Annotated in this window: 19 protein-coding genes; 7 read left to right on the top strand and 12 right to left on the bottom strand. The window is 35.9% G+C overall.

The genetic code is table 11. The features are described 5' to 3' along the window. Positions 1 to 249 precede the first annotated feature (249 nt). From lpdA to aceE, 3 genes are read right to left on the bottom strand one after another with little or no spacing between them, the layout of a single operon-like run. Entirely contained in the window at positions 250 to 1,674 is a 1,425-nt protein-coding gene (gene lpdA, locus J3U23_RS02770) for a dihydrolipoyl dehydrogenase (protein ID WP_065561920.1), read from the bottom strand. 16 nt (positions 1,675 to 1,690) lie between these two features. Then, a complete protein-coding gene (aceF, locus tag J3U23_RS02765; protein WP_416380110.1) occupies positions 1,691 to 3,289 on the bottom strand; it encodes a pyruvate dehydrogenase complex dihydrolipoyllysine-residue acetyltransferase in 1,599 nt (532 codons plus the stop codon). A gap of 12 nt (positions 3,290 to 3,301) precedes the next feature. Continuing rightward, positions 3,302 to 5,968, bottom strand: a complete 2,667-nt coding sequence (aceE, locus tag J3U23_RS02760) for a pyruvate dehydrogenase (acetyl-transferring), homodimeric type (RefSeq protein ID WP_220224888.1) — start codon at positions 5,966 to 5,968, stop codon at positions 3,302 to 3,304. A 374-nt stretch (positions 5,969 to 6,342) separates the two neighbouring features. On the opposite strand from aceE, the gene lipB reads away from it, so the two are divergent. Further along, positions 6,343 to 6,963, top strand: a complete 621-nt coding sequence (gene lipB / locus J3U23_RS02755) for a lipoyl(octanoyl) transferase LipB (protein WP_065734552.1) — start codon at positions 6,343 to 6,345, stop codon at positions 6,961 to 6,963. A 10-nt stretch (positions 6,964 to 6,973) separates the two neighbouring features. Next, complete coding sequence (gene lipA / locus J3U23_RS02750; protein WP_065734553.1) at positions 6,974 to 7,927, top strand: lipoyl synthase; 954 nt, start codon at positions 6,974 to 6,976, stop codon at positions 7,925 to 7,927. Positions 7,928 to 7,952: 25 nt separating this feature from the next. On the opposite strand, the gene J3U23_RS02745 is transcribed toward lipA, so the two are convergent. After that, complete coding sequence (locus tag J3U23_RS02745; protein WP_267338369.1) at positions 7,953 to 9,719, bottom strand: DUF3413 domain-containing protein; 1,767 nt, start codon at positions 9,717 to 9,719, stop codon at positions 7,953 to 7,955. 178 nt (positions 9,720 to 9,897) lie between these two features. Between J3U23_RS02745 and J3U23_RS02740 the strand changes: the two genes are divergently transcribed. The 3 genes from J3U23_RS02740 to J3U23_RS02730 all read left to right on the top strand — a co-directional run bounded on the left by J3U23_RS02740 (position 9,898) and on the right by J3U23_RS02730 (position 12,903). Further along, positions 9,898 to 11,673, top strand: a complete 1,776-nt coding sequence (locus J3U23_RS02740; protein WP_267338368.1) for a Lon protease family protein — start codon at positions 9,898 to 9,900, stop codon at positions 11,671 to 11,673. A gap of 138 nt (positions 11,674 to 11,811) precedes the next feature. After that, a complete protein-coding gene (gene fabA, locus J3U23_RS02735) occupies positions 11,812 to 12,333 on the top strand; it encodes a bifunctional 3-hydroxydecanoyl-ACP dehydratase/trans-2-decenoyl-ACP isomerase (protein WP_065561925.1) in 522 nt (173 codons plus the stop codon). Positions 12,334 to 12,432: 99 nt separating this feature from the next. Then, on the top strand, positions 12,433 to 12,903 hold the full coding sequence (locus J3U23_RS02730; RefSeq protein WP_065561926.1) for a thermonuclease family protein: 471 nt from the start codon (positions 12,433 to 12,435) through the stop codon (positions 12,901 to 12,903). 19 nt (positions 12,904 to 12,922) lie between these two features. On the opposite strand, the gene J3U23_RS02725 is transcribed toward J3U23_RS02730, so the two are convergent. From J3U23_RS02725 to J3U23_RS02710, 4 genes are all read right to left on the bottom strand, one after another. Beyond that, complete coding sequence (locus J3U23_RS02725; protein ID WP_065561927.1) at positions 12,923 to 13,204, bottom strand: DUF5339 domain-containing protein; 282 nt, start codon at positions 13,202 to 13,204, stop codon at positions 12,923 to 12,925. A 202-nt stretch (positions 13,205 to 13,406) separates the two neighbouring features. After that, the gene (locus J3U23_RS02720; protein WP_034909833.1) at positions 13,407 to 13,616 is read right to left on the bottom strand and encodes a cold shock domain-containing protein; all 210 of its coding nucleotides are present in this window, start codon (positions 13,614 to 13,616) and stop codon (positions 13,407 to 13,409) included. Positions 13,617 to 13,909: 293 nt separating this feature from the next. Beyond that, positions 13,910 to 14,719, bottom strand: coding sequence for a pyrroline-5-carboxylate reductase (gene proC, locus J3U23_RS02715; protein WP_267337532.1), 810 nt, complete (start codon positions 14,717 to 14,719; stop codon positions 13,910 to 13,912). 108 nt (positions 14,720 to 14,827) lie between these two features. After that, entirely contained in the window at positions 14,828 to 15,766 is a 939-nt protein-coding gene (locus tag J3U23_RS02710; RefSeq protein ID WP_267338387.1) for a type IV pilus twitching motility protein PilT, read from the bottom strand. A 36-nt stretch (positions 15,767 to 15,802) separates the two neighbouring features. On the opposite strand from J3U23_RS02710, the gene J3U23_RS02705 reads away from it, so the two are divergent. Then, on the top strand, positions 15,803 to 16,504 hold the full coding sequence (locus tag J3U23_RS02705) for a YggS family pyridoxal phosphate-dependent enzyme (RefSeq protein ID WP_267338367.1): 702 nt from the start codon (positions 15,803 to 15,805) through the stop codon (positions 16,502 to 16,504). Between the two features lie 36 nt (positions 16,505 to 16,540). Beyond that, entirely contained in the window at positions 16,541 to 17,098 is a 558-nt protein-coding gene (locus J3U23_RS02700) for a YggT family protein (protein WP_267338366.1), read from the top strand. A gap of 27 nt (positions 17,099 to 17,125) precedes the next feature. Here the strand turns inward: J3U23_RS02700 and J3U23_RS02695 are convergent, their stop codons facing one another. The 4 genes from J3U23_RS02695 to corA form a co-directional block, all read right to left on the bottom strand. Beyond that, a complete protein-coding gene (locus J3U23_RS02695; protein ID WP_065561932.1) occupies positions 17,126 to 17,548 on the bottom strand; it encodes a YcgN family cysteine cluster protein in 423 nt (140 codons plus the stop codon). Then, positions 17,545 to 17,793, bottom strand: coding sequence for a YcgL domain-containing protein (locus tag J3U23_RS02690; RefSeq protein ID WP_081299438.1), 249 nt, complete (start codon positions 17,791 to 17,793; stop codon positions 17,545 to 17,547). The genes J3U23_RS02695 and J3U23_RS02690 overlap by 4 nt, the downstream gene beginning before the upstream one ends. A 22-nt stretch (positions 17,794 to 17,815) precedes the next feature. After that, positions 17,816 to 18,775 (bottom strand): glucokinase, encoded by a 960-nt coding sequence (locus tag J3U23_RS02685; RefSeq protein WP_065734559.1) that lies wholly within the window; start codon positions 18,773 to 18,775, stop codon positions 17,816 to 17,818. Between the two features lie 187 nt (positions 18,776 to 18,962). Next, on the bottom strand, positions 18,963 to 19,904 hold the full coding sequence (gene corA, locus J3U23_RS02680; protein WP_065734620.1) for a magnesium/cobalt transporter CorA: 942 nt from the start codon (positions 19,902 to 19,904) through the stop codon (positions 18,963 to 18,965). Positions 19,905 to 20,016: the final 112 nt, after the last annotated feature.

The raw sequence follows: 20,016 nt of genomic DNA, 5'->3' as shown, positions 1-20,016 counted from the left end.
TATTTAATAAATAGGATTGTTAAAATTGTAATTTTTTATTCGTACTTTCCGATAATGTGAAAAAATTTAGCGGTTAAAAATTGCAGGATAATAAAAGTAGGTTAGATTACTATTATTAATTATATAGTTATCTCCCCTTTTTTTACTCATTTAATCGGGAAGTTTGGGATGTCAATGTTCTCAAGCAAGAAAAATAAAATGCCGTCAGTAAGCTAACGGCATTATTTCAATGATAAGAGTAGATATTACTTATTTTTTAACGGCCTTTGGATTGGGTAGATCGGTAACCGTACCTTCATACACTTCGGACGCGAGTCCGATTGATTCATGTAAGGTTGGGTGAGCGTGGATGGTTAATGCAATGTCTTCTGCATCACAGCCCATCTCTACAGCAAGAGTGATCTCTCCAAGAAGTTCACCACCATTTGCTCCAACTACCGCACCACCAAGAAGGCGATTATCGGCTTTGTTAAAGATTAGTTTAGTCATCCCTTCTGAACAATCAGACGCAATTGCTCGCCCTGATGCTGCCCATGGGAATATGGCGACCTCATAATCGATACCTTTTGCTTTCGCTTCTTTTTCAGTTAATCCTACCCAGGCAACTTCTGGCTCGGTGTAGGCAATGGATGGTATGGTTTTCGGATCGAAATAATGTTTTTTACCAGCTATCACTTCAGCTGCAACATGCCCTTCATGAACCCCTTTATGAGCCAACATTGGTTGACCCACAATATCACCGATCGCATAGATATGTGGAACGTTAGTTCTCATCTGTTTATCGACTTCAATAAAACCACGATCGGTCACATTTACTCCAGCTTTTTCAGCATTGATAAGTTTACCATTTGGCGCTCGACCTATCGCCACTAGTACTGCGTCGTAAGTGTGCGTTTCGATGGTTCCATCTTTCTTTTCCATGGTGACATAGATTGCATCATGTTTGGCTTCGACCGTATTTACTTTAGTTTCTAAGCGTAAGGTAAATTTCTTTTGAATTTGTTTGGTAAAGACTTTTATCACATCTTTATCCGCAGCTGGGATCACCTGATCTAGCATTTCAACCACATCCACTTCTGAACCCAATGCGTGATATACGGTACCCATTTCCAGACCAATAATACCACCACCCATTAACAGTAATTTTTTAGGAATAGTGGTTAATGCTAACGCATCGGTTGAGTCCCATATACGAGGATCGTCATGAGGAATGAATGGTAAGGTTATTGGTCGAGATCCTGCTGCAATAATAGCATTATCAAAGGTAATTTTAGTTATCCCTTTGGCAGAAGTGACATCCATTGTGTGACTACCGGTGAATTGCGCTTCACCTTGAATCACATTAACTTTACGCATTTTGGCCATGCCTGCCAGCCCGTTAGTAAGCTGATTGATTACCTTTTCTTTCCAAGCACGAACTTTGTCGAGCTCTAACTTTGGCGTTCCAAAATGGATTCCATGTTCGGTGAGGGATTTTGCTTCATCCATCACTTTAGCAACATGCAATAATGCTTTAGAAGGAATACAGCCAACATTAAGGCAAACACCACCCAAGGTTGAGTAGCGTTCGACTAATGTCACATCTAATCCAAGATCAGCGGCACGGAAAGCAGCGGAATAACCCGCTGGCCCGGCACCTAATACAACAACTTGTGTTTTGATATCTTGACTCATAACTGATTTCCCCCCCTTACATCACTAGTCGACGTAAGTCGGATAAAACATTAACAATATGGCTTAAGAAGCGTGCACCATCTGCGCCATCAATCACTCGGTGATCGAAGGATAATGATAAAGGTAACATTAAGCGTGGTGTAAATTCTTTACCATTCCATACTGGTTTCATACTTGAGCGAGATACACCAAGTATGCCCACTTCTGGCGCATTTACAATTGGGGTAAATGATGTCGTTCCGATGCCACCAAGACTGGAAATAGTGAAACAACCACCTTGCATATCACTACCTGTGAGTTTACCGTCTCGCGCTTTTTTGGAGATTTCAGCAAGTTCACGTGAAAGTTCAATAATGCCTTTTTTATTTACATCTTTAAATACAGGAACAACTAAACCATTTGGCGTGTCAACTGCCACACCGATGTTGATGTATTTTTTAATGATAAGAGTTTGTGCATCTTCTGACAATGAACTATTAAAACGCGGATAAGCAGTTAAAGCACTCGCTACGGCCTTCATGATAAACACGAGCGGAGTAATTTTGAGATCGAGTTTTTTCTTTTCTGCTTCAGCATTTTGTTGCTTACGAAATGCCTCTAGTTCAGTGATATCTGTTTCATCAAATTCAGTGACATGAGGAATCATCACCCAGTTTCGATGTAAATTTGCACCAGAAACTTTTTGAATTTTAGTTAATGGTAAAGATTCAATTTCACCAAATTTACTGAAATCGACTTTTGGCCATGGTAATAATCCAGGGAATGCACCAGATGATCCACCGTTTTCAACTTGTTTTACGGCATTTTTGACATAGTTTTGGATATCTTCACGAAGTACACGATGTTTAGGGCCTGTAGGTTGGATTTTTGCAAGATTGATACCAAATTCTCTTGCTAATCGTCGAACTGATGGTGTGGCATGTGCGTAAGCATCGTTTTCTACAAATTCATTTGCAGTTGGTGCAGGTTTAGCTGTCTCAGCAACTGGTGCAGGAGCTTGAGCTTGAGCTTGAGCTGGAGCTGGAGCTGAAGTTGAAGCTGAAGCTGGCGCAGGTTCAGCTTTAACGGGTGCACTATTCGTTTCAAACTCCATTATTTTGGAGCCAGTTTTGACTTTATCACCAATTTTAACAGTGATGCTTTTTACTGTACCAGCTATAGTTGCAGGTACTTCCATCGAGGCTTTGTCTCCTTCAACGGTGATGAGTGAATCATCAACTGAAACTGAGTCACCAACTTTAACTAATATTTCAGTCACTTCTACTTCATCGCCACCAATGTCTGGAACATTAACATCAACGACTTGGCTACTATTTTGTGCTGGTGCTGGCGCAGAAGCTGGAGCTGAAACTTCTGGAGCAGGCGTTTTTGACGCGCTTGCGCCCTCTTCGTCAAATTCCATAATACTAACACCTGTAGTCACTTTATCGCCAACTTTGACAATGATTGACTTCACAATACCAGCCTGTGGTGCCGGTATTTCCATCGATGCTTTATCGCCTTCGACAGTTAATAGTGATTGATCTACATCAACTTTGTCGCCGACTTTAACTAGGATTTCTGTTACTTCAACTTCATCGCTTCCGATATCAGGTAATTTTATTTCAATACTCATTATTTTTACCTCTTATGCAATACGTGGATTGAGTTTGTCAGCATTGATTTCGAACTTTTTAATCGCGTCTTCAACAATACTTGGCTGAATATCACCACGTTTAGCTAGTTCTCCTAGTGCTGCAATCACAACATAAGATGCATCGACTTCAAAATGATGACGTAAATTTTCTCGGCTATCACTACGACCGAATCCATCTGTACCGAGTACTCGGTAGCTTTCTGCTGGTACAAATCCTCGAATTTGTTCTGCATAAAGTTTCATGTAATCAGTGGAAACAACAGCAGGATTGTTATTCATTATTTGAGCAACATATGGCACTTTTGCTTCTTCGCTTGGATGTAACATGTTGTAACGTTCGCAATCTTGACCATCTCGAGCAAGTAAGGTGAATGACGTTACACTGTAAATATCAGAACTGACGCCATAGTTTTTAGCAAGGATATCAGCCGCTTCACGAACATGACGTAGCATTGATCCAGAACCTAATAATTGAACTGTTGGTTTGCCTTGTTGGCCTTCAACGGTATCTAACTTATAAATACCACGACGAATCCCCTCTTCTGCACCTTCAGGCATTGCAGGTTGGGCATAGTTTTCATTTAGTGTGGTGATGTAGTAGTAAACATTTTCTTGTTCACCATACATACGACGTAAGCCATCTTGCATAATAACCGCGACCTCATAAGCGTAGGCTGGATCGTATGATAAGCAGTTAGGGATGGTTAATGCTTGAATATGGCTGTGACCATCTTGGTGTTGTAAGCCTTCACCGTTTAATGTTGTGCGACCAGAAGTTCCTCCAATCATGAAGCCTCGAGCTTGTTGGTCACCCGCCGCCCACATTAAATCACCAATGCGTTGGAAGCCAAACATTGAGTAATAGATATAGAAAGGAATCATCGGTAAATCGTTATTACTATAAGAAGTAGCAGCCGCTAACCATGATGCAGTCGCGCCACATTCGTTAATACCTTCTTGGAGAATTTGACCTTTTTCATCTTCACGATAGTAAGCAACTTGCTCTTTATCTTGTGGGGTATATTGTTGACCATGTGGGTTATATATACCAATTTGGCGGAATAGACCTTCCATACCAAACGTACGCGCTTCGTCAGCGAGAATTGGTACTAGTCGCGGTGCTAAGTCTTTATCTTTTAGCATGATGTTAAGTGCACGCACAAAAGCGATAGTGGTTGAGATTTCTTTAGATTGTGCTTCAAGTAACGGCGCAAATTCGCTTAAAGGAGGGATAGAAACCGTTCCTGAGAATTTAGTTAGTCGTGAAGGCACATAACCATGTAATGCTTGACGTCGTTCATGAATATATTTGTATTCCGGGCTATGTTCTTCGAATTTGATATAAGGTAATTTTTCGAGTGCTTCATCAGTAACCGGAATGTTGAAGAAGTCACGAACATGGCGAACACCATCCATATTCATTTTTTTGACTTGGTGTGCAATGTTTTTCGCTTCTGCGGCTTCACCCATTCCATATCCTTTAATGGTGTGGGCTAAAATAACTGTTGGGCGATCTTTTGTCTCTTTTGCTCTTGCAAATGCAGCAAACATTTTTTCGGGGTCTTGACCACCACGGTTTAGTCTGAAGATCTCTTCATCAGACATATCTTTGACTAATTCAGCCGTTTCAGGATATTTTCCAAAAAAGTGTTCACGTACATAAGCGCCGTCTTTTGATTTGAAGGTTTGATAATCGCCATCAAGAGTTTCATTCATTAAACGAATTAATTTCCCTGATTTATCTTTTTGCAATAATTTATCCCAACGATCGCCCCAAAGTACTTTAATCACATTCCAACCAGCGCCAGCAAACACACCTTCTAGTTCGTTCACTATTTTGCCATTACCGGTTACCGGACCATCAAGACGTTGCAAGTTACAATTGATAACAAAGACTAAATTATCAAGTTTTTCACGTGTTGCAACTGTGATTGCACCTTTTGCTTCTGGCTCATCCATTTCACCATCACCTAAGAACGCGTAAACAGTTTGTTCAGTGGTATCTTTTAAACCACGATGGTTTAAGTATTTTAAAAAGCGAGCTTGGAAGATTGCACTAATTGGTCCTAACCCCATTGATACGGTTGGGAATTGCCAAAATTCCGGCATTAATTTTGGATGAGGATAAGATGATAAACCTTTACCGTGAACTTCTTGCCTAAAGTTATCAAGCTGTTCTTCAGTTAAACGACCTTCAATAAAAGCGCGTGAGTAGATACCCGGTGAGATATGACCTTGGAAATAGATTAAATCCCCACCATCTTTTTCATTGCGAGCACGGAAGAAATGGTTAAAACATACTTCATAAAATGTAGCAGCAGATTGGAATGATGCCATATGACCACCAAGCTCTAAATCTTTTTTAGAAGCTCGTAAGACCATCATAATTGCATTCCACCGAACAATTGAACGGATTCGTCTTTCAATTTCCCAATCACCTGGATATGCTGGTTGTTCTTCGACAGGGATTGTGTTTATATAGTTACTGGTTGAAGAACCAAATAGTAAAGGGACACCACCATCTCTAGCTTTATTGACAATCTGTTCAATAATATATTGAGCACGTTCGACGCCTTCTTCTCGAATAATAGAATCTAAACTTTCCAGCCAATCCTTTGTTTCGACTGGATCGATATCATTCATTTGCATGTCCGACATATAAAACCTCTTTTTTGTTTAAAAAATGCAGTTTTTGCTATCCTTAGCTATAACAGACGCCATAACTAAAATTATAAGCTTCAACTTTGCATTACGGATGCTTAATTGATATCAGTCTGCCAGTTTCCATTAAAAAGTAAAGCAAACCACCGCCCTGAAAAGAATGTTAATTCCTATTAAATTAATCAACTATTTCAATTATTAATATAAATAAAAAGATAATTATTTGATATAAGTCAAATTTAACTCATGAGATTGGAAAGAATACTGCGTTTTGAGTTATACCTTGAATAGTTAGCGGTTGTCAAGTTATAGTAAAATCTGCTATATAGTTGTTAATTTATTGTTAAATTAAGACTGAATTGACAGATAATATGCCAAGTAAAAACGTCATTATTAAAGAGTTAAAAACTATGCCTTATTGGCATACTTATCAAGCTATGCATGATTTTACTCAGCAGCGTGATAAGCAAACTCAAGACGAGATTTGGCTAGTTGAACATCCTCCGGTTTTTACTCAAGGTAAGGTTGGAAAACCTGAGCACCTGCTTACTAAAACGGATATTCCTGTTGTGCAAACTGATCGTGGTGGTCAAATTACATACCATGCGCCTGGACAACAAATTATGTATATCTTATTGGATTTAAAAAGGCGTAAAATAGGTATTCGTGATGTCGTCAATTATTTAGAAAATAGTGTTATTCAAACATTAAAACACTATGAGATAGTCGCCTATTCAAAACAAGACGCTCCTGGCGTTTATGTCAATCAACAGAAGATCTGTTCTCTTGGATTACATATTAAGCGTGGCTGTACCTTACATGGATTAGCCCTTAATATCGATATGGATCTCACTCCTTTTAATTATATTAATCCATGTGGTTATGCTGGATTAGAAATGACGCAGTTGAAACAATATGTTTCAAAAATTGATCGCCAAGAGATTAACCATTTATTGACTGATTATTTTATTAATCAGCTACCAAACTATTAAGATGTGAATTATGCAAAATACTGAAATCCGCAGTTCAAAATATCGTGATGCCGAAAAAACGCGTCTAATTCCCTCAATCACTATAGAGGATACAGCTCCTTTAAAAAAACCTGATTGGATGAGAATTAAGTTGTCGGCAAATACAGAAAATATTACGCATATTAAAAATACGATGCGTAAACATGGGTTACATTCGGTTTGTGAAGAGGCTTCATGCCCTAACTTGGCGGAGTGCTTTAATCATGGGACCGCGACTTTTATGATTTTAGGGGATATTTGTACTCGTCGGTGTCCTTTCTGTGATGTTGCTCATGGTCGCCCTTTGCCACCAGACCGTGAGGAACCGAATAAGCTTGCGCAAACAATTCAAGAGATGAAATTGCGTTATGTTGTGATCACCTCTGTTGATCGTGATGATTTGAAAGATGGCGGAGCAAGTCACTTTGCTTCATGTACTCAAGAGATTCGTTCATTAAGCCCGAATATAAAAATTGAAACTTTAACTCCTGATTTTCGTGGTTGTGTTGATGAAGCCGTTGCGGTTTTAAGTGAAAACCCTCCGGATGTGTTTAATCATAATTTAGAAAATATTCCTCGGTTGTATAAAAAAATACGCCCAGGAGCAAGTTATGAGGGATCGTTACAATTACTTGAAACGTTTAAACAAAAACATCCCGAAATTCCCACAAAATCAGGATTAATGGTCGGATTAGGTGAAACCAATGAAGAACTTATTCAGGTTTTGAAGGATTTGCGGAGCCATGGTGTTACCATGCTAACTTTAGGTCAGTATCTACAACCAAGTAAGTATCATTTGCCAGTGGAGCGCTATGTTTCACCTGAGGAATTTGATGAATTAAAACAGATGGCGCTGGCTATGGGATTTACTCATGCAGCTTGCGGACCATTTGTGCGTTCATCTTATCATGCTGATTTACAAGCAATGGGAAAAGAGGTGAAGTAATATTCACCTCTTTGGAAAAAATTGTTTAATTATCTACCACAATAAAATGACGATTTTCGGTGACAATTTGTAAGAATGTAGGTAAGTTTATCTTTTCATCTTTCAATTGATTACCGTTTAGATCATAGATTTTAGATCGTCCATACGCATCAATTACCACGGTTTTATTACCATAAAGCGCTGCAACCTGATTTTCACTTCCAGCTAGAATCCATTCACGCTCTTGAAATAGATTTTGACCTTGGCTATACTGTTTTGCAGGTGTAGTGACGTTGAGAGCATCTTGCATTAATGTTCTTAATATATCCGTTTCAGAAGTTATATTATCAACTTCTTTTGCCTCTTTACCTGGCCATGAAATAATTAATGGTACTTTTAAGGTATTTCGATTAAAGCTAACTTCATCATTACGTAAAGCAGATTTTTTAGCATCATCTATTTTTATGTCATTAGAACCGGTAATAATAATTATGGTGTTTTCGTATGCATTAGATAATGTTAAATATGCAATTAAAGATTCTAAATATTGGTCGAGTTTTTTTGCATCTGTTTCTAGTTCGGTTATTGGTATTTTTTTATTTTTGGCACCCAGTGAATATTGGATGACAGAAAATAGAGGAGCGTGGTTTTCGAGTTGATTTTGTTCATCGTGCCATGCCATCCAATTATCAGTGGTTTGCTTGTTAGACTGCTTTTTACCATCTGGGGTGGTGAAATTAGACAATAATGCATAACGATAAAGTGGTTCAGAAAAACCATCAGCCGAGAATAGACCAACGTTATAATGTTGTTTCGTTACAGTTTCGAATAATACCGATGGCTTATGCCCTGCCAAGATACTATTATAATAATTCGGGTCAAGTCCATAGAATAATGAGAAGTTATTTAAGTAGGCTTGGCTACTTGCGCCATAATGATTAGTAAATTGTATATTTTGGCTAGCAAATTCTTTCAGCCAAGGCATATTATTGGCTAATAGTCGATCATTCCAGCCATTAATATCAATAATCAAGATATTCGGTTTATCTTGATTTTCATTAAATGAAATTTTATCGAGTGGATATTCAATAGCGATCGCAAATGGGTTACCTTCTTGAATTGCGCGATTACGATAACCATTCTCTTCAATAAATCCATAGCGCTCAAGAAAATGACGCGCCGTTAACGGATACGATAGCGGTAAGCTTGATCGTTGCATCGTAATTGGACGATAGAAGTTAGCATCGGCCCAAATATGAATCAAATGTGATGAAACAAAGCATAGAATAAAACCTATTACTACAGGTCTGGCAAAACGTTTGCGTTTACTTAAACTGCGTTGCTTTTTCCAACTCCAAATCGAGAATAATATTTCAACCAAAAGAATAAAGGGTATTAATATAAATGCACTATTGAGAAAAGATGCTTTATCCGAGGTAAATAGTTGCCAGATAGATAAATTTAGATGCATTCTAAAATGCGAGAAAACTTCAACATCAATAAGCAGTAAACTAATTCCTATCGTTGCAACGATAGTTGCAATAATCCTTTGCCATCGTGAAGAGTGAATAAGAAAACTTAACGGAAAAAGCAATATCAAATAAACAATGAAAGTAAGAAAACTAAAATGCCCAATCGCACTAATAATTGCATAAAAACGCCCCATGAATGTTCGGGGCCAATCAGCAATGAGCAAATATTGGCTACCAAGTAAAATGACTACCAGAATATTAAATAGCGTAAACCAATGCCCCCAACTAACTATCTGCGAGGTTTTATCGTCTTTGATATGATTGTTTTTGAGTTTGAGCATATTTAATTGTAGTAATTACCAAGAAAAACTTAATTGAAATTTACGTCACAGTTTAACTGATTTTTTAAAATCTTTCCGTAATTTTTTTAGTATAAAGCCTTTGGTTATTTGTTGGCGTTGCTATCGATACTTGTTATAATTTGCTTTAATAATATAGCTAATTAAAAAGATACTAACTTTGGCAATCAAACAACTCAACTCTCAAGAAGTCCAACCTAACGTAAATGACATTGTAAATAATAGCGATATTAAAACAAATTTATGCAGTGATGGATTAACCAATTTGTTATCGTGGCAACCTCGCGTTGCTGCTGCTGTATCCTTATTGTGCAAAAATCATAATACGCAGTATCGTTCTCGCTTTGTGCTTTTAAAAGCATCTGAAAGCGAGCTTTTTTTTGATTTATTAAAGCAGTCGGTAAAGCGTAATCTCACAACGACCCATTTAGGTTATAGCTATTACTTTAGTGATAATAAAATTACCTTAACTGAAGCGAAAAGTAAGCAAGATAATTTTGCATCCCAAGATAATTGTCTATCAGCAACAATCGTTGATATGGAAAAACTATTTGGTTGTGTTAGGCAACCTGAAAATAGTCCAATCAAATTACAAGCTGGTTTAGTTCATGATGCTAATGGTGGTGTTTTAATTTTAGGATTGCGTTCACTGCTTGCGCAACCAGTAGTTTGGGCTAAGTTAAAACAGATGGTTCTGTCACAAACTTTTGAATGGTTTTCAGCTGATGATTCTCATCCATTACCATTATCTATTCCTGCCATGCAGTTGGATTTACGCATTATTTTAGTCGGAGATAGGCTCTCTCTAGCTGAATTGCAGGAATTTGAACCAGAATTTTATTCATCATCTATTTACGCTGAATTTGAAAGTGAAATGCATATCACTGAACCTCAGCAAATTAATGATTGGATGAATTATTTACAATTTATAAGCCACCACTTAGCACTACCCAAAATTGAGCAATCTGCTTTTGCTAAAATTTATAAACACGCAACAAGATATACGGGTGATCAATATTATTTACCACTTAGCGTTGAATGGGTGCAATCGATTCTGCTAAATTCATCTTATTTTATAGAAAATGAGAATATTGATGCTTCAGCCGTCACAAAGGCTTTAGAACAAAAAGCATGGCGAGAAAATTATTTAGCTGAGCGGTTCCATGATGAGATTTTTACCAATCAAATTTTGATTGATACTCAGTCACAAGTGGTTGGGCAGATTAATGGGTTGTCAGTTATTGAATACCCCGGTTATCCAAAAGCGATTGGTGAGCCAACACGGTTAAGCTGTCTTGTCCATTTTGGTGACGGTGAATTAATTGATATTGAACGTAAAACCGATCTTGCTGGCAATATTCATTCTAAAGGGATGATGATTATGCAAGCGTTTATTATGTCTGAGTTTGCAATCAATCATCAACTTCCATTTTCTACGTCATTAGTATTTGAACAATCCTATAATGAGATTGATGGCGATAGCGCTTCACTGGCGGGGCTTTGCGCGCTGATTAGTGCGCTATCTAATCAACCTATCGATCAGCAATTAGCTGTGACAGGATCTGTTGACCAATTTGGCCATGTTCAATCTATTGGTGGCGTTAATGAGAAAATAGAAGGATTTTTTGCTGTTTGTCAGCACCAAGGTTTGACTGGCCAACAAGGCGTTATTATTCCTGCTAGTAATCAGCGCCATTTAAGCTTAAGCGATGACATTATTGAGGCAATTAATAATGATAAATTCTCTATTTGGACTGTCGAACATGTCGCCGATGCGCTCTATTTATTAACTGGTATTCCTTACAAAGATGAGAATAATATTAGTCTTTATAAGTTGATTCATGCTCGTATGCAATCAATGCTAATTCAAGATAGAAGACGTGATGGTTGGCTCAGTCGCTGGAAAAAAATTGCAAAAAGTAACAATACACAATAAACTTGAGACCAAAATTTCATTGATGCGATTAATGAAATAATCATGTAAAACTTTACAGCTTAGGTTAATTATTAGTTTTTTAATCAATAATGATTCTATAAGCAATTATGTAATGACAACAAAATAAAAGGTTTTTTTATGACATTTGAACGTAAATCTTCGTATGATAAAGCAGATCTAATTAAATCAGGTAATAGTGAATTATTTGGTCATGATGGACCGCCATTACCGTCTGATTTGATGCTAATGATGGATCGCGTTATTGAAATGAATGAAGACGGTGGTAGTTTCGGTAAAGGTTATGTTGAAGCTGAGTTTGATATTAATCCTGATTTATGGTTTTTTAAATGTCATTTCAAAAACGATCCGGTAATGCCTGGTTGTCTTGGTCTTGATGCTTTATGGCAATTAGTCGGTTTTTATTTAGGCTGGATTGGCGGTAAAGGTAAAGGCCGAGCGCTTGGTGTTGGTGAATTAAAATTAAAAGGTCAAATATTACCTAATAACAAAAAAGTGACTTATAAAATTAATTTTAAACGTGTTATTAATCGTAAATTAATCATGGGAATCGGCGATGGTGAAGTTTACGTTGATGGTAAATTAATTTATGAAGCAACTGATCTTAAAGTTGGTTTATTTAAAGACACGTCTGAATTTTAATTCAATATAATCTTACACTCCTTGCTCACTATTATTAATTACTGATAATTAGCAAGGAGTAGCTTTTTTTTGCGCTACTATTTTAAGAAACAATCCGTAATGTATTTTTTAAGAAAATCTCTCCTAATCCTCTTATTTGTTGTAATCGGTCAAGCACAAGCAGACTTTAATGGTAAAGTTGTAAAAGTAATTGATGGTGATACCGTTGATATATTAACAAATAAAAAAATTCGCGTCCGGTTACTCGATATTGATGCTCCAGAAAGACACCAAGCATATGGTAATGCATCAAGAAAATACTTAGCATCGTTGATTGCGGGTAAAACTGTTTATGTTAAAGAAAATAAAAAGGATATTTATCAACGGACATTAGGCGTCATCTATCTAAAACAAGTCAACATTAATGCTAAGATGGTGGAAAATGGCTTTGCGTGGGCTTACCGCTTCAAAGGCGTTGCTAGTAATAAGAATATGGTAAAGCTCGAATTAAAAGCTAAACAAAACAAAAAAGGACTATGGAAAGATAAACATCCAATAGCCCCTTGGGATTTTCGCTATCGTAAGAAATAATAGCGTCTAAACAATGACTTTATTTTTTAGCTGGGATTGAAGCTTCTAGTTGTTTTAATACTTCAGTTGCTTGTTTACAGCCTTCTTCTTGATTTGCAGTAGGCATTGCAGAAATTTGTTGTTTAGCTGTTTCTAAGTTTTGTTTGATCATGTCTGTTTGTTGTTTAGTAGCAGCATCATCAGGAATAGATTTAACAAAGCTATCAACTTTTTCAAAGTAAGTTTTGCAAGATTCTGATAACTCAGCCATAGCAACAGAAGATAAACCTAATAATGCAACAGATAATACTAATTTTTTCATTGTTTCTTTTCCTTAAAATTATAAATATTTAGAACATAAAAGTATGTTTATTACTGAATTACTTTGAAGGGATAATATAAGAATTGGTAAGGAAAGTCTATTAATTAAATGTAAAAAATCTTATCAATAATTAATACTGATAAGATAATATGAAAAATCTTATCAATAATCAATATCGATAAGATAATTTAAAAATTACAAATTAGATAATTGTAACATCAGCAGCAGCAGGGCCACGAGGACTATCTTGGATAGAGAACTCAACTTGTTGACCTTCGCCTAAAGTTTTAAATCCATCGCCAGAGATTGCAGAAAAATGAACAAACACATCTTTACTTCCATCAGCAGGTGAAATAAAACCAAAACCTTTACTTTCATTGAACCATTTAACTTGACCAGTTTTTTTAGACATAAAAATCTTCCTATAAATAAATTAATTACAGCCATCAAAGGCGAAACATTAGAACATAAAACCTAGACTACTTATTAACAAACAGAAGAGAAGACTGAAGAGAACTAATACAAATGTGATTAAAGTAAACTACAAACTGCATAAATCTAAATGTTACAAAATATATCTGCATGTAATATGCTGATGACTATTAACTCATAAATAGATGACTAACACAAGCAATGATTTGCTATTATTTACAATTAAAAATGAAATGAACAATAACTATTTGTTATTGTTCATGTTAACAATCTTTAATTTTTTGACAAATCTTTGGATTTTTGAATTGAAGCCTCTACTGCGTCAATGATAGCTGCTCGAAAGCCTTTTTCCTCAAGTACTTGCACGCCTTCAATTGTAGTACCGGCTGGTGAACAAACCATATCTTTTAATTCACCTGGATGTTTTCCTGTCTCCAGCAATAATTTAGCTGAACCCATCACTGTTTGTGCCGCAAATTTGTAAGCTTGTTTTCTAGATAAACCACCTTTAACTGCACCATCAGCCAATGCTTCAATGAACATAAATACAAATGCAGGAGAAGAGCCACTTGCCCCAACTACGGCATCAATTAAGTATTCAGGTACAACTTCTGTTTCACCAATACAATTTAATAAAGTTTCAACAATTGTTAATTCTTGATCAGTAATTTCTGTATTAGGTGTGATAGAACACATAGCGGCATTAACTAAAGCTGGAGTATTTGGCATAACTCTAACAATTTTTTGTTCATAGCCTACACATTGCGCAATAGTTTTAATCGTTACACCGGCGGCAATCGAGATGACAATGGTATCTTTTTTTAACTCTTTTTGAATATCATTTAATACATCCACAATAACATTGGGTTTAACTGCTATGAAAACAATATCTGATTCTCGTGCAACATCTTTTGCCGATCCTAAATTATTTATTGAATGCGTTTGATTAAGTGCTTGGCCCTTTTCGGGATGAGGATCATAAACGTAAATTTGCGTTCCCGGCACAATATTACTTGCTAAAATACCTTGTAAAATGGCATTACCCATATTACCAATACCGATAAGACCTATACGCTGTTCCATTTGTTTATACCTTTATGAATGAAATACTATAAAGATTATAAAATAAATTTTTGAATAAAACTTATAAAATTTACGAATAAAAAGAAGACGAAATTTTTACTATTTAACTTAATCCAGCATTAATTGCATACCAACTTGTTGACCTGTTTGCATTAATGATAATATCTGCCTTGTTTTACCCTCGTTGATCAAATTGCTGACGGCTGGGGTGTTGATCAGAACTTCAAAAATAGCTTTTCGACTTTGTTTATAAGGTATTAATTTTTGACAGACTATCGCTTTTAAACTATTTGATAGCTGAGTACGAATTAATGCACGTGTCCCCTCTTCAAAGACATCAATAATACGGTTGATTGTCTGTATTGCAGTACGAGTGTGCAATGTTGCAAGAACTAAATGACCGGTTTCAGCAATAGTTAATGCAGCTTGAATGGTCTGTTTATTGCGTAATTCACCCAATAAAATGATATCTGGATCTTGCCTTAATAAACTATCAATTGCATCACCAAAATGGTTAATTTCGCGTTGTTGGATAAGTGATTTATCACTTTGATAAATGAACTCAATAGGGTCTTCTAATGTGATAATATGTTTAGCTAACGTCTGATTTATATGATCAATTAATGCAGCTAAAGTTGTTGATTTTCCGCTACCTGTTGCGCCAGTAACTAAGATAATTCCAGATTCTGCTTTTGCTAATTCATTTAGTACATCAGGTGCCTGAATATCAGTTAAGCTTGGTATTTGTTGCTTAATAATTCGAAATACGGCTGAAATACCACGTTTTTGATAAAAAATATTTACCCTAAAACGGCCTATATCTTCAAGATGATAACCAAAATCAATTTGTTGATGCTGCTGTAATAGCCCCTTTTGATCGTCATTTAATAGATTAAATAAATCAATTTCAAGTTTTTGTGGCGATAATTTATCTTGTGCAATAGGTTTTAGCTCACCATTAATACGAATCCACGGTTTTTCACCACTAGAAAGATGCAAATCAGAAGCTTTTTGCGTTACACTAAAAGCCAACATTGAATTTATCATTTTCACTCACTATCCATTAGTTTATTGGGAATTAATATGAATAAAGTACATGACAATTTAATCAAGATTAAAAATGAAATACATAAAATTGCCTTAGATTGCGATCGAAATCCCAATACAATTGAACTTATTGCAGTAAGTAAAACCAAGCCGGTCACATTAATCGCTCAAGCAATTGATGCAGGCCAATTAGCCTTTGGTGAAAATTATGTTCAAGAAGGTGTTGAAAAGATTGCTTACTTTAATAAAAATATGCCGAATACCCCGATTACTTGGCATTTTATAGGGCCATTGCAATCAAATAAAACTAAGCTAGTTGCTGAAAATTTTGATTGGATGCACACCATTGAACGTTTCAAAATTGCTCAGCGTTTAAATGATCAGCGACCTACAGATATGGATAAGTTAAATGTTCTTATTCAGGTAAATATTAGTAATGAAGAGAGTAAATCTGGAATTGCAGTAGATGAAGTCGCCGATTTAGTTAAGCAGATAATTACATTACCTAATTTAAGGTTACGTGGCCTTATGGCCATCCCCGAGATAGAAAATGATTATGCCAAACAACTTGAGGTATTTGAACAGATGACTCAGCTTTTAGAATCATTGAAAACGGATTATCCTTTTTTAGATACATTATCAATGGGCATGTCAGGCGATATGAAAGCAGCTATTGTTGCAGGCAGTACAATGGTTCGCATTGGTAGTGCAATCTTTGGTGCACGGCAATATGTGTGATATATTGCAGATCATTTTAGATTTTAGGAGTATTAAATGATTTCGTTAATCTTCTTAGGAAGGGCTATTTTCACTATTTGCTTATACATACTTATTCTACGTTTGTGGATGCAGTATGCGCGAGTAAATTTTCATAATCCCTTTACTCAATTTATTGTTCGTATTACCCAACCGATTATTGGTCCAATGCGAAAACTTATTCCATCTATTGGTCGTATCGACACGGCGACATGGATTCTTTTTTATGCAGTTGCATTACTAAAAATTATGTTTATTTTCCGTTTTGAGGGATATAACGCACCGTTGTTTAGCCCTTATTACCTATTATTTGCCTTGGCTGCAATGGCTCATGCGGTTGGACACCTCATTTTTTGGTTATTATTATTTAGAGCTATTTTAAGTTGGGTTAGTCGTGGACAATCTTATACTGATGAATTACTTGCTCAATTAACAGAACCACTTATTGCACCTATTCGGCGTATTATACCGCCATTAGGTATGATTGATATTTCATTTATGATATTTGTTTTTATATTAATGTTTTTAAACTTATTAGCTGTCGATTTTCTTGGAAATTTATGGCTTATACTATAAAAATAAAAGAGAGCCTAGGCTCTCTTTTTAAATAATATGATCTTCCCAACAAATCACATCTTTTTCATACACAATTCGATTTTTGACTGATATTTTTAATTTGTGCATTAACTTTTTATTTCCAACAATTAATGGATGCCATTGCGGTAACTGCCCTGTTTCTGAAAAATAACGATAAGCGCAAGTTGCTGGTAACCACTCAATTGTCAGTAAATTTTCCCTTGTCAGCTTGATGCAATCAGGCTCATATTTAAAACGGTTGTGGTAATGTCTGCACTGGCAGGTATTTGAATCAAGCAAATTACATGCAACATTGGTATACAGTATTTCGTCAGTATCCTCGTCCTGTAATTTATTTAGGCAACATTGGCCACAACCATCGCATAGTTGTTCCCACTCGTCATCACTCATTTGATCTAAAGTTTTATATTCCCAAAATGGTTCAATCATACTTTAAAATCGTCTTCATTTAACATTTGTAAGAAAAATCCATCCGCTTTAATTTTTTCCTCAATTTCCTGTGCTGTTCCTACCACAAAACGCCGTTTACCATCGAGTAAGACTTTCATGACAAAAGCTGGCGTGCCAAAAATTGACATAATTTTTTCAGGAATTGGAGAGAAATCGTTCTCTTTTTCCATATAGAGATAACAATTTTCTTTTTTTGTGCTTCTATAAATATAACACCACATCATAAACTAAAATCCTATTTCTCAATTATCTCAGGCTATTTTGCAAATAGACACCTGCACCAAATAATCCCGGATCTTTATGAGTAATCACATAAACAGGAATTTTTTTAACTAAATAAGACATACGACCTTTATGTTCAAATGCTTCTCTAAATGGTGATGATTTAAAAAATTCTATAAATCTAGGCACAATACCGCCAGCAATATACACACCGCCTTGAGTATTAAGTGTTAAGGCTAAATTACCCCCAAATCGCCCCATAAAAGTACAAAAATGAGTTAATGTTTCTGAGCAAATTGGGCAACTATTTGATAATGCTTTATTCACAATAATATCTGGGGTGATATCTTCAACTGGTTGATTATTGATCTGTAACAAAGCTTGATAGATATTAACAATACCATTACCCGATAAAAAACGCTCTGAAGAAACTCGACCAAATTTTTTTCTTAACTGAGCTAAAATTCGATCTTCTTGTTCATTAACCATAGGTAATTCTGTATGACCACCCTCGCCTGATAGGCTAATCCAATGACCATTAACTTTAACTAAATGAGAAACCCCTAACCCCGTTCCGGCACCATAGATTGCTATTGGATAATCAAGATTCGGCTCCTCACCACCAATTTTAACCACATCTTGCGCGGATAATTGAGGAATAGATGTTGAAACTGCAGTAAAGTCATTAATTACTTCTAACTTAGTTAGTTTAAGTTCTTTGATAAGTTCTGAACGAGAAAACGACAAATTATTATTAGTCATTTCAATCAAATCACTTTCATTGATTGGGCAAGCTATGGCAATGCAAGCCATATCCACTGTTACCGCTTGGGATTTCAAATAGTTTTTAATTAATTCAAGTAGTACATCATCTTTTGAAATGAGGATTTTAGTTATTGCGGATAATTCATTAGTTGCTAAATCATAAAGTGCAAAACGAGCGTTGGTTCCACCAATATCGGTAACTAGTGCATATTGACTCATGTTATTCCCTTTTTCTAAAAATAAAATCTTTCTATATGAACAATAGTTCAATAAATATTAAAAATAAAACTGGCAATATTATGGACTATTTATAATGATTTAACTAGATTGCTTTAACAGAATTTACTATTACCGCTAACAAAATTGTTAGCGGGTAATTTTTAAAAAGTTGAAAGGAAAATAACCACTAAAGCCATTTTTTGAGTTTAAAGTAAATGTAAGGAGCGACCCCTGCTATTAACATCAACAATAAAGATAATGGATATCCATATTCCCATTTTAACTCAGGCATATTTTCAAAGTTCATACCATATGCTGATGCAACTACTGTTGGCGGTAAAAATACCACAGAAACAACCGAGAAAATCTTAATTATTCTGCTTTGTTCAATATTTATAAAGCTAGTAGCTGCTTGCATTAAAAAGTTAACCTTTTGGAATAATGACTCATTATGGGGTACCAATGATTCAATATCTCGAATAACTTCTCTCGCTTGTTCTAACTGTTCAACAGGCATCTTAGCACGACGAACTAAATAGTTAACCGCACGCTGACTATCCATTAAACAGAGGCGTACTTTCCACGCCGTATCTTCGAGCTCAGCTAAGGAAGTAATCGCTTCATCATAATGCTCTTGAGCGGAACGATCCATAATAATTAAGCTCAATTCTTCTAGCTCACTATAGATGTTTTCAATTTGATCGGCTAACTGTTCAACTTTAACTTCAAATAAATCTAATAAAACTTCATACGGATTCCCATCATTCATTCCCTGATAACGAGAACGCATTCGGTATAGTCGAAACGCAGGTAAATCGCGTTCACGCAATGTAAATAAACGTCCATTATGTACTGTAAAAGCGACGGTAGAGTTACCGGCGCGATCTTCTGCATCTTCATAAAAAAAGAAGGAGTGAACATGTAGTCCTTCATTATCTTCGAAAAAACGAGCTGATGCTTCAATATCGTCTAATTCGATACTTGTTGCTAAATTTTGACCTAAATTGGTCAGGATGAATTCACGATCAGCTTCTTCCGGCTCGATCAAGTCAATCCAAGTCGCATTCTTTATATCGCCTTCATTAATTTTTACTAATTGTTTGTTTTTTAATCCAAACGCATTAATCATAAGGCCTCCAGCAGAAAAATGTTTAAGATATGAAATGGGTGGCATTATACTCGTTATAGGCAAAAATTCCTATGTCTAAGCCAATCTTTCTGAATTTTTAAAATTTGGATAC

The organism is Gilliamella sp. B3367, assembly GCF_026536825.1.
GTDB classification, from domain to species: Bacteria; Pseudomonadota; Gammaproteobacteria; order Enterobacterales; family Orbaceae; genus Gilliamella; species Gilliamella apicola_E.
The sequence above is the reverse complement of the archived record's forward strand: the minus strand, read 5'-3'. Positions and strand labels throughout refer to the sequence as shown.

Bases quoted from the DNA above. Each gene is read 5' to 3' on its own strand.
- lpdA (WP_065561920.1), bottom strand. From the start codon at position 1,674: ATGAGTCAAGATATCAAAACACAAGTTGTTGTATTAGGTGCCGGGCCA.
- aceF (WP_416380110.1), bottom strand. From the start codon at position 3,289: ATGAGTATTGAAATAAAATTACCTGATATCGGAAGCGATGAAGTTGAA.
- aceE (WP_220224888.1), bottom strand. From the start codon at position 5,968: ATGTCGGACATGCAAATGAATGATATCGATCCAGTCGAAACAAAGGAT.
- lipB (WP_065734552.1), top strand. From the start codon at position 6,343: ATGCCAAGTAAAAACGTCATTATTAAAGAGTTAAAAACTATGCCTTAT.
- lipA (WP_065734553.1), top strand. From the start codon at position 6,974: ATGCAAAATACTGAAATCCGCAGTTCAAAATATCGTGATGCCGAAAAA.
- J3U23_RS02745 (WP_267338369.1), bottom strand. From the start codon at position 9,719: ATGCTCAAACTCAAAAACAATCATATCAAAGACGATAAAACCTCGCAG.
- fabA (WP_065561925.1), top strand. From the start codon at position 11,812: ATGACATTTGAACGTAAATCTTCGTATGATAAAGCAGATCTAATTAAA.
- J3U23_RS02730 (WP_065561926.1), top strand. From the start codon at position 12,433: ATGTATTTTTTAAGAAAATCTCTCCTAATCCTCTTATTTGTTGTAATC.
- J3U23_RS02725 (WP_065561927.1), bottom strand. From the start codon at position 13,204: ATGAAAAAATTAGTATTATCTGTTGCATTATTAGGTTTATCTTCTGTT.
- J3U23_RS02720 (WP_034909833.1), bottom strand. From the start codon at position 13,616: ATGTCTAAAAAAACTGGTCAAGTTAAATGGTTCAATGAAAGTAAAGGT.
- proC (WP_267337532.1), bottom strand. From the start codon at position 14,719: ATGGAACAGCGTATAGGTCTTATCGGTATTGGTAATATGGGTAATGCC.
- J3U23_RS02710 (WP_267338387.1), bottom strand. From the start codon at position 15,766: ATGATAAATTCAATGTTGGCTTTTAGTGTAACGCAAAAAGCTTCTGAT.
- J3U23_RS02705 (WP_267338367.1), top strand. From the start codon at position 15,803: ATGAATAAAGTACATGACAATTTAATCAAGATTAAAAATGAAATACAT.
- J3U23_RS02700 (WP_267338366.1), top strand. From the start codon at position 16,541: ATGATTTCGTTAATCTTCTTAGGAAGGGCTATTTTCACTATTTGCTTA.
- J3U23_RS02695 (WP_065561932.1), bottom strand. From the start codon at position 17,548: ATGATTGAACCATTTTGGGAATATAAAACTTTAGATCAAATGAGTGAT.
- J3U23_RS02690 (WP_081299438.1), bottom strand. From the start codon at position 17,793: ATGATGTGGTGTTATATTTATAGAAGCACAAAAAAAGAAAATTGTTAT.
- J3U23_RS02685 (WP_065734559.1), bottom strand. From the start codon at position 18,775: ATGAGTCAATATGCACTAGTTACCGATATTGGTGGAACCAACGCTCGT.
- corA (WP_065734620.1), bottom strand. From the start codon at position 19,904: ATGATTAATGCGTTTGGATTAAAAAACAAACAATTAGTAAAAATTAAT.